Genomic DNA, 8,934 nt, shown 5'->3' on the forward strand with positions numbered 1-8,934 from the left:
CCCCCACACCCGTCACCGCCCCCGCGCAGACCCCGACGCGGCCGGTCCAGATCACCCCCGCCCCCCACTACTCCGTACGCCTCGCCCGCGACGAGGACGAGGTACGCGCCGCCCAGCGGCTGCGCCACCAGGTCTTCGCCGGTGAGCTCGGCGCCCGCCTCGACGGACCCGAGCCGGGCCTCGACGCCGACGCCTTCGACGCGTACTGCGACCACCTCCTCGTCGTCGAGGAGGCCACCGAGCAGGTCGTCGGCACCTACCGGCTGCTGCCCCCGGAGCGCGCCGCCGTCGCCGGCCGCCTCTACTCCGAGGGCGAATTCGACCTCTCCGCCCTCGCGCCCATCCGCCCCGACCTGGTCGAGGTCGGCCGCTCCTGCGTCCACCCCGACCACCGCAACGGCGCCGTCATCGCCCTGATCTGGGCCGGCCTCGCCCGCTACATGGAACGCTCCGGGCACAACTGGCTGGCCGGCTGCTGCTCGATACCGCTCGCCGACGGCGGGGTGCTGGCCGCCGCGACCCGGGACAACGTCCTGGGCCGCAACCTCGCCCCCGAGGAGTACCGGGTCACCCCGCACCTGCCCTGGAGCCCCGAGGGCATCACCTTCCCCGACCGCATGGAGCTGCCCCCGCTGCTGCGCGGCTACCTGCGCCTGGGTGCCTGGGTCTGCGGCGAGCCCGCCCTCGACGCCGAGTTCGGCTGCGCCGACCTGTACGTCCTGCTCTCCCTGCGCCGCACCAACCCGCGCTACCTCAACCACTTCCGCTCGCTCGTCCCGAGCGCATGAGCGTCTGGCTCCCCACCTCGCCCTGCACCCCCGAGGCCTGCGCCGGCCACGAGGGGCGGGCGGCGAGCGTGCCGCGGGCGGTGCTCCGGCTCACCGCCGCCGTGGCCCTGATCCTCATCGGGATCCTGGGCGCCCCGCCGCTCCGGCTGCTGCCCGGCCGGCCCCGGCAGGCGCTGGCACGGGCCTGGGCGACCGCCCTGGTACGGGCCTTCGGCATACGGATCACCGTGCACGGGAGCCCCGGCCCGGACGGCGGGCGCCTGATCGTCGCCAACCACATCTCCTGGCTGGACATCCCTCTCGTCGCCGCCGTCCTGCCCTCCCGGATGCTGGCCAAGAGCGACATCCGCGGCTGGCCGGTGCTCGGCCCGCTCTCCCGGCAGGCCGGCACCCTGTTCATCGAACGCGACCGGATCCGCGCCCTGCCCGCCACCGTCGACGCCGTCACCCGGGCCCTGCGGGCCGGGGACCGGGTCACCGTCTTCCCCGAGGGCTCCACCTGGTGCGGGCGCGCCCAGGGGCCCTTCCGGCGCGCCGCGTTCCAGTCTGCGCTGGACGCGCGGGTACCCGTACAGCCCGTGCGCCTCGTGTACCGGCTGGACGACCGGCACCCGGCCGGGGCTCCCGCCTTCGTCGGGGACGATCCGCTGACCGCCTCGCTGTGGCGGATCGCCTCGGCCCGCGGGGTACGGGCCGAGGTGCGGCTCCTGCCGCGGATCCCGCCGGGCCGCCACGCGGACCGGCGGGACCTCGCGGCCGCCGCTCAGACGGCGGTCACCCCAGAACCCGCTCCGCCGTCACGACCGGGAATCCCGTCTCAGCCCACGCCGCCGTCCGCGACCGACAAGGACAGGGCGAAGCGGCCCGCCGCGTCCGTCCACCACTGGGCCAACTCCAGCCCGGCGGCCGAGAGTTCCTTCCGCACACCCTCCTGACGGAACTTGGCGGACACCTCCGTCCGGATCTCCTCACCCGCCTCGAACGGCACCACCAGATCCAGTGCCCGGATCTTCACGGCCAGCTCCGACCGGGACCGCAACCGCATCTCGATCCACTCCTGCTCCCGATTCCACACCGCCACGTGCTCGAAGTCGGCGGTGTGGAAATCCGCGTCCAGCTCCCGGTTCATGACAGCCAGTACGTTCTTGTTGAACTCGGCCGTCACCCCCTGCGCGTCGTCGTACGCCGCCACCAGCACGGCCTCTTCCTTCACCAGGTCCGTGCCCATCAGCAGGGCGTCCCCGGGCGACAGCATCGCCCGTATGGAAGCCAGGAACTCGGCGCGCTCCGGCGGCAGCAGATTGCCGATCGTGCCTCCGAGGAAGACCACCAGGCGGGGGCCGGGGGTGGGCGGCAGGTGCAGCGGCTTCGTGAAGTCGGCCACCAGTGCGTGCACCCGCAGCCCCCGATGCTGCGCCAGCAGGGTTTCGGCCGCCCCCCGCAGGGCGCTCTCGCTCACGTCCACCGGGATGTACGTGTCCAGTGCGGGCATCGCCTCGATCAGGTGCCGGGTCTTCTCCGAGGAACCGGAGCCCAGCTCCACCAGCGTGCGGGCCCCGCTCACCGCGGCGATCTCCCCGGCCCGTTCGAGCAGGATCTCCCTCTCGGCGCGCGTCGGGTAGTACTCGGGCAGCCGGGTGATCTCCTCGAAGAGTTCGCTGCCCCGCGCGTCGTAGAACCATTTGGGCGGCAGCACCTTGGGCGACTGCGTCAGCCCGTGCACCACATCGGCACGCAGCGCGGTGTCGGCGGCGTCCTCGTCGAGGGTCCTGGTCAACTGGAAGTCGCTCACGGGGTGTTCTCCTTGAGGGGGATCAGATCGACCGTCGTACGGGTGGCGATCAGCAGGGTCCGGTCGGGCACTTCGCACCAACGGGTGTCGTCGTCGTACGGCTCCGACGCCACGACGGTTCGCTGCGCCGGTACGTCGGCCAGGTACCACAGCGAATCGCCCCAGGCGGTCGCGGCGATGGCGTCGCCGTCGGTCAGCAGCAGGTTCAGCCGGGAACCCGGCGCCGCCCCGGCCAGCTCCCGCACCGGTTCGGCGAGCGCCGTGCCGAGGTCGTCGCCCTGGCGGAGCCGGTGCAGGACCAGCGCCCAGATCAGCGCCGAATCGGTGCGCGAGGCCAGTTGCAGGAGCTCCTCGGGCGGCAGCCCGGCCGCGAGCGGAGCCGCCGACTCCGGCCAGTTCCGCACCGCGCCGTTGTGGCTGAACAGCCACGGCCCCGAGGCGAAGGGCGCCGCGGCCGCCTCCCCGTCCGCCCCGGCCATGGTGGCGTCCCGTACGGCGGCCAGCGCGGCCCCGCTGCGCACCACCCGGGCGATGTCGGCGAAGGTCAGGTCGCCCCAGATCGGCCCGGCCCGGCGGTAGCGGGCCGGCACCGGATCGCCCTCCGCGTACCAGCCGACGCCGAAACCGTCGGCGTTGATCGTTCCGTTCTGCTGCCTGCGGGGCTCCCAGGACTGCCGCACGAGGGAGTGCTCCGGGTCGCTCAGCAGCCGTCCGAGCGCCACCACCGGACCCACATAGGCAAGATGACGGCACATCAGACATCCCTCGCGGTCCGGAAGCCGGAGAAGATCTGGCGGCGCACCGGCAGGTCCCAGTTTCGGAAGGTGCCTCGGCAGGCCACCGGATCCACCGCGAAGGAGCCGCCGCGCAGCACCTTGTGCTCCGGGCCGAAGAACACCTCCGAGTACTCGCGGTACGGGAAGGCCCGGAACCCCGGGTAGGGCAGGAAGTCCGAGGACGTCCACTCCCACACGTCGCCGATCAGCTGGCGCACCCCGAGCGGCGACGCCCCGGCGGGGTAGCTGCCCGCGGGGGCCGGGCGCAGGTGGCGCTGGCCGAGATTGGCGTGCGCGGGAGTGGGGTCGCCGTCGCCCCACGGATAGCGGGTCGAGCGGCCGGTGGCCGGGTCGTACCGGGCGGCCTTCTCCCACTCCGTCTCCGTGGGCAGCCGGCGCCCTGCCCAGCGGGCGTACGCGTCCGCCTCGTACCAGCTGACATGCAGGACCGGCTCGTCGCCGGGCACCGGCTCGGTCACCCCGAAGCGGCGGCGCAGCCACTGCCCGGCCTCCCTGTGCCAGAACAGCGGGGCCTCGATGCGGTGCCGGCGTATCTGGTCCCAGCCCTCGGCCGCCCACCAGCGGTCCTCGCGGTAGCCGCCGTCCGCGATGAACTCCTGGTAGTCGGCGTTGGTCACCGGCACCGTGTCGATCCAGAACGCGGCTGTGTCCCGGGTGTGTGCCGGGCGCTCGTTGTCCAGTGACCACGGCTCGGCGGAGGTGCCCATCGTGAATGGGCCGCCGGGTACGAGGACTTCGGAGGCCGCGGGCGGCGGGCCCTGTGGGGGATCCGGCTCCGGGGCGGTCAGGACCGCCGCCCCCTGCCGTAGCTGATGGGTGATCAGCATGGTTTCGTCGTGCTGCTGTTCATGCTGGGCGATCATCCCGAAGACATAGCCGTCGGCCAGCAGCGCCGTACCCTCCAGCGGAGTGTGCTCCAGCAGGTCGAAGACCCGGCCGCGCACCTCGGCCGCGTACCGGCGGGCCTCATCGGGCTTCAGCAAGGGCAGCTTGGGCCGCTCGGAGCGGGGATGCTCGAAGGCGTCGTAGAGCGGATCGATCTCCGGGTGCATGGAGTCGCGGCCGCCGACATGACGCAGCAGCCAGAGCTCCTCCATGTTCCCGATGTGCGCCAGGTCCCAGACCAGCGGCGACATCAGGGGGGAGTGCTGGGCGGTCAGGTCCGGGTCGCTCACCGGGTCGGTGAGCCCCGCCGTGCGTACGCGGGCGGCGGTCAGGGCCGCGACCGCCCGTTCACGCAGCACGTCCGGGTGGGATTCGGTGGTCACGAGCGGGCTCCCTTCCCGGTGAGCTGACGTAGGGGCTGGTCATCGGCCGGGCAGCGGCCGCGCAGCACATGGCGTTCGGTGAACTCGGCGACCGTCTCCTGGACCAGGGCGGAGGCCCCGAGCCGGGGCAGCGCCTCGACGGCGGCCAGGAAACAGGCGGCGGCCGCCGTCCGCAGCTCCGGATCGGCGAGCCCCAGCCGGGCGGCGGAGCGCCACAGCGGATTGTGCGGCGCGCGCCCGGCCGACCCGTAGGCGTCGGCCAGCACCTTCGTGACCCGGTACGCGGTCTCGGCGGCCTCCGGATCGTCGAACAGCGCGTGCACCACGGCCACCGGGACCAGCCAGCCGTTGTCCCCGGGCTGCGCGTCGATCATCCGCAGTTCGAGGTGGCCGCGCGGCCGGACCGGCGGGAACAGTGTGGTCAGGTGGTAGTCCAGATCCTCGGCGGTGGCGGGCCGGGGGCCGCCCGTGCGCAGCCAGTCGCGGAAGGTCATCCCGCGCGGGACCAGCCACGGCCCGCCGTCGTCCATCCGTATGCACATCACCTCGGTGTCCATGGCCTGCCGGGTCCATGCGGCGCGCGGTTCGGCGTCCAGCGGCGGGGCGAGCGCCCGCCGGGTGTCGATGTCCTCCCAGATCCCCTGTCGGGCACACCGCCAGCCGGCATACGGGCCTTCGGCGCCCGGGGAGTTGGCGAACGCGGCCACCAGCACGGCGCCCAGCAGATGGGCGAGCCGCCAGCGGCGGCCGTGGCCGAGCGGGCCGGGCTCCTCCGTCCCGGCGTCCACGCAGACCTGCACCGCGGCCGACGCGCGCATCATGGCGCGTCCGGCCGGGCCGGTGCGGTCGAAGTAGGTCTCCATCGCCTCGTAGCGCGGGCTGGTCAGCAGCCGGCGGTGCGGGCGGCGCGGGTCCTGCCCGAGGCCCCGCAGCGTCAGGCCCTGGGTTTCGAGGACGCCTCTAACGGCTGTCAAGTCGGCCTGCAGGGCTTCTACGCACCCGGTGAGGGAGTCGGCGGGCTCGGAGCTGAGCTCCAGCTGGCCGCCGGGCTCGACCGTGAGCCGGGAACGCAGAGGCAGAGTGCGGGCGGCGTCGTGCGCTGCGGTGAGCCGCTCGGGTGCCAGGGGCTGTCCGGGCCGTTCCGCGTCCAGGACCAGCCACTCGAGCTCCGCGCCTATGAGACGGGGCGGGCCTGTCTTGAAACAGATGCCGTGGATCAGCTCCTCGGCCTCGGTTTCGCTCATGCGTGCGGGCGGGGCGGGTGAGTTCTGTGGCATGACCGGGATCCTCATCTCCTGTCGTCGGCCTTGATCATCACCCGTGCCTACCCGTCCCCTGTCCCACAAAACCCTTTGGCGCCAGGGGTCGTGGTGGCGAACGATGGGAGCGTGAGCAGCAGATTGCGTGAGATCGCGCGGGAGAACGCAGAGATCGTGGCGGCCGGCGAATACCGGACGCGGTCGGGGCGGCGTGTCTCCCTCGCCGTCGCCGTGGCGGAAGCCAAGGCAGGAACCAGAATATATGGCCCGAATCGGATCATTCCAGGTGGAAACCTTCCCACGGGGGCCGGGCCGACCGTCGTCGAGGTCACGGGGGAGAGCAGCACGGTCGCAGCCCGTAGGCTCGCGACGGAGGGCCCGGATCCGGTCCCGGTGGCCGTGCTGAACTTCGCCTCGGCCCGGAATCCGGGCGGCGGCTACGTCCGCGGGGCGAAGGCCCAGGAGGAAGCGCTGTGCCGCGCCTCGGCCCTGTACGAGACCCTGCTGGAGGCTCCCGAGTACTACGAGATCCACCGCGCGGGACGCAGCACCTTCTACACCGACCGGGTGATTCACTCACCCGGCGTGCCCGTCTTCCGCGACGACCGGGGCGAACTGCTGGAGACCCCGTTCCGGGCGGGCTTCCTCACCTCCCCGGCCCCGAACGCGGGCACCATCCGCCGCCAGGAACCGAGCCGCGCGCACGAGATCCCCGCGACGCTGGCCCGCCGCGGGGAACGCGTACTGGAGGTGGCCGCGCTGCACGGCTACCGGCGACTGGTGCTGGGCGCGTGGGGGTGCGGGGTCTTCCAGAACAACCCGTCGGAGGTCGCCGAAGCCTTCCGGGGGCTGTTGTCGGGGCGCTTCGCGGGGGTTTTCGAGCGGGTCACCTTCGGCATTCTGGACCGGGATTCGGGGCGGCGGGGGGCGTTTGAGGGGGTGTTTGGGGGGTAGGGGCGGGCGTTGGGGGTGGTGGCGGCTTGGAGTGCGGGCAGGGCATTGGACTACCGTCAGGGGCTTGGGGTACCGCACTACCGCCGTCTCGGACTACCGCCCGCGCCTCGGACTACCGCCAGCCGTAGCGCTCGCGCAGCCGGTTCACGACCAGGTTGAACCGCCCCCGGTCCAGGGCGCATGCCTCGCGCCGCATGCCCGACTCATGCACCCGCAGCACCCGGTCCACGTCCACCCAGGACTCCCGCCCCGCGCCGTCCCACGGCCCGGTGCCGATCGGCACCCACTCCCGGTCGTGGTCGTGCCGCTTGCTGGACAGCTGTACGGCAAGCAGCGTGTGCCCGGCCCCCTCCCGGGCGACCACCAGTACCGGCCGGTCCTTGCCACGGCCGTCGTTCTCCTCGAAGGGGACCCAGGTCCAGACGATTTCGCCGGGATCGGGATCCCCGTCGTGGTCGGGTGCGTACGAGGTCTGCACTGGCCCGATGGCAAGCGGATCGGCCTCGGTGGTCGCGGTGTCTCCGCCGCGCCCGGGCTGCTCGATGTGGTTGGAACCCTGGTGAGAAAGTGCCGTCATCCGGGTGAGGGTACTGGCTCGGCGGCCCTGGGGGTGCGAGGCGGGTCGGTCGTTGGTGGGGGGCCGGCGGGCGGGCGGTGTGGTGGTGTTGTCGGTGTTGCCGCCTGCCAGTGTTGGTGGAGTGCTGGGGGCTTCCCGTCAGTCTTACTGTCCTTCCGGTTCGGGCCGGGTCCAAGGACGACGAGCTCTTCGCGTTCATGGAACTCCTCAAGTCCCTCTCCGAGCGGTGCTCGGCGGATCTCCCGGTCCCGGAGCCGCCGAAGGAGCCGCATCCGGCGGGGCTTCAGACCACGCCCCTGCCCGTGCCGGACGAGCCGCCGCCCACGGGGGAACCCAGAGACCCTGAGGCCGCGAAGCAGGACGTGGAGTTGAGCTCCGTGGAGGAGTGTGATGCCGGCATCCACGCCCGCCGCATCACCGACGCCCTCAAGGGCACGCCCGACCCGACACCGCAGCACGTCAGGGAGGTCCTGCGCGGCCTCGGCTACATCGACGAGCGGATCCACGGCCCGCAACGCTCCGGTGAGAGTGTGGAGTTCGCCCTCGACCTGAGGGTGCTGGGCGGCCAGCTGTGCCGTCGGCGGCACCGTCGTCCTGGTCGAGAACCCGGGACCCGCCGAATGCCTTCCGGTCATCGAACGAGAGCGGGTCACCATCACGTCTGTGCTGCCCGCCGTCGCCGAGCTCTGGCTCGACGTACTTCCCACGGTCCAGGCCGACTTGAACACCCTGCGTCTCGTGCAGACCGGCGGCGCCCCCTTGCACCGGGCGACCGCCGAACGAATAGGCCCCGAATTGGGCTGTCGCCTGCAGCAGGTGTTCGGCATGGCTGAGGGGCTGCTCACTCTCACCCGGCCCGCCGATCCGGACGAGACCGTGCTCACCACGCAGGGCCGCCCGCTCTCGCCCGACGACGAGATCCGCATTGTCGACGCCGACGGCAAGGACGTGCCCGACGGGGAGCCCGGCGAACTCCTCGCCCGCGGTCCTTATACCGTGCGAGGCTACTACCAGGCGCCCGACCACAACGCAGGCTCCTTCACCACCGACGGCTACTTCCGCACCGGCGACCTCGCGCGGCGCACCCCGGACGGCAACCTGGTCGTGACCGGCCGCCTCAAGGACGTCCCGCAGCGGGCTGGCCACGAAGATCTATCTGCCCCGTGACGGACAGGACACGACCGGCCCCAGACGGCCGGCGGACGCTAATTAAGCAATGGGGGAGCGCGTAGCGATCTGGGGCGTGGGTGGGCTCCCTGCCCATCTGGGCGCTGTCTAGTGCGGGTTCGGGCCAGGGGCCCCGGGCTGGCGGCGTTGGCCGGAGCTTGGTGGCTCCGGCGGGGGGTGTCTGGTCTGGCGGAGGTATGGCCGCGTATCTCTGCTGGGGCCGTGTGCTTGTCCATCCTCCGGCCTGAACCGGAAGGACAGTAAGACTGACGGGAAGCCCCCAGCACTCCACCAACACTGCCCAGCGGCAACACCACCACACCGCCCGCCCG

Annotated in this window: 8 protein-coding genes and 1 pseudogene; 4 read left to right on the forward strand and 5 right to left on the reverse strand. The window is 72.5% G+C overall.

Features of this window, described 5'->3' with window-relative positions; all coding sequences use genetic code 11:
* Together J7I97_RS25710 and J7I97_RS25715 are read left to right on the forward strand one after the other, a co-directional pair.
* Positions 1 to 788 (forward strand): GNAT family N-acyltransferase (locus J7I97_RS25710; protein ID WP_251059164.1); only part of this gene is annotated, 788 nt, incomplete at its 5' end.
* Positions 785 to 1,723 carry a 1-acyl-sn-glycerol-3-phosphate acyltransferase gene (locus tag J7I97_RS25715; RefSeq protein ID WP_214938913.1) on the forward strand — a complete coding sequence of 313 codons (939 nt, stop codon included), beginning with the start codon at positions 785 to 787 and terminating at the stop codon, positions 1,721 to 1,723. The genes J7I97_RS25710 and J7I97_RS25715, both read left to right, overlap by 4 nt.
* On the opposite strand, the gene egtD is transcribed toward J7I97_RS25715, so the two are convergent.
* Genes egtD through egtA form a run of 4 tightly spaced genes read right to left on the reverse strand, consistent with a single transcriptional unit; the run spans position 1,606 to position 5,922 of the window.
* The gene (egtD, locus tag J7I97_RS25720; protein WP_214938916.1) at positions 1,606 to 2,580 is read right to left on the reverse strand and encodes an L-histidine N(alpha)-methyltransferase; all 975 of its coding nucleotides are present in this window, start codon (positions 2,578 to 2,580) and stop codon (positions 1,606 to 1,608) included. The genes J7I97_RS25715 and egtD overlap by 118 nt on opposite strands.
* Positions 2,577 to 3,335 carry an ergothioneine biosynthesis protein EgtC gene (egtC, locus tag J7I97_RS25725; protein WP_214938919.1) on the reverse strand — a complete coding sequence of 253 codons (759 nt, stop codon included), beginning with the start codon at positions 3,333 to 3,335 and terminating at the stop codon, positions 2,577 to 2,579. The genes egtD and egtC overlap by 4 nt, the downstream gene beginning before the upstream one ends.
* Complete coding sequence (gene egtB, locus J7I97_RS25730; protein WP_214938922.1) at positions 3,335 to 4,645, reverse strand: ergothioneine biosynthesis protein EgtB; 1,311 nt, start codon at positions 4,643 to 4,645, stop codon at positions 3,335 to 3,337. The genes egtC and egtB overlap by 1 nt, the downstream gene beginning before the upstream one ends.
* On the reverse strand, positions 4,642 to 5,922 hold the full coding sequence (gene egtA, locus J7I97_RS25735; protein ID WP_214938925.1) for an ergothioneine biosynthesis glutamate--cysteine ligase EgtA: 1,281 nt from the start codon (positions 5,920 to 5,922) through the stop codon (positions 4,642 to 4,644). The genes egtB and egtA overlap by 4 nt, the downstream gene beginning before the upstream one ends.
* A gap of 111 nt (positions 5,923 to 6,033) precedes the next feature.
* Between egtA and J7I97_RS25740 the strand changes: the two genes are divergently transcribed.
* A complete protein-coding gene (locus tag J7I97_RS25740; protein ID WP_214938927.1) occupies positions 6,034 to 6,858 on the forward strand; it encodes a TIGR02452 family protein in 825 nt (274 codons plus the stop codon).
* A 112-nt stretch (positions 6,859 to 6,970) separates the two neighbouring features.
* On the opposite strand, the gene J7I97_RS25745 is transcribed toward J7I97_RS25740, so the two are convergent.
* Entirely contained in the window at positions 6,971 to 7,435 is a 465-nt protein-coding gene (locus J7I97_RS25745) for a type II toxin-antitoxin system PemK/MazF family toxin (protein ID WP_214938930.1), read from the reverse strand.
* 573 nt (positions 7,436 to 8,008) lie between these two features.
* On the opposite strand from J7I97_RS25745, the pseudogene J7I97_RS25750 reads away from it, so the two are divergent.
* Positions 8,009 to 8,602: pseudogene (locus J7I97_RS25750) on the forward strand (AMP-binding protein); the annotation flags it as partial.
* Between the last annotated feature and the right edge of the window lie 332 nt (positions 8,603 to 8,934).

The sequence above is a fragment of the Streptomyces sp. ISL-87 genome, from assembly GCF_018614095.1.
GTDB lineage: Bacteria > Actinomycetota > Actinomycetes > Streptomycetales > Streptomycetaceae > Streptomyces.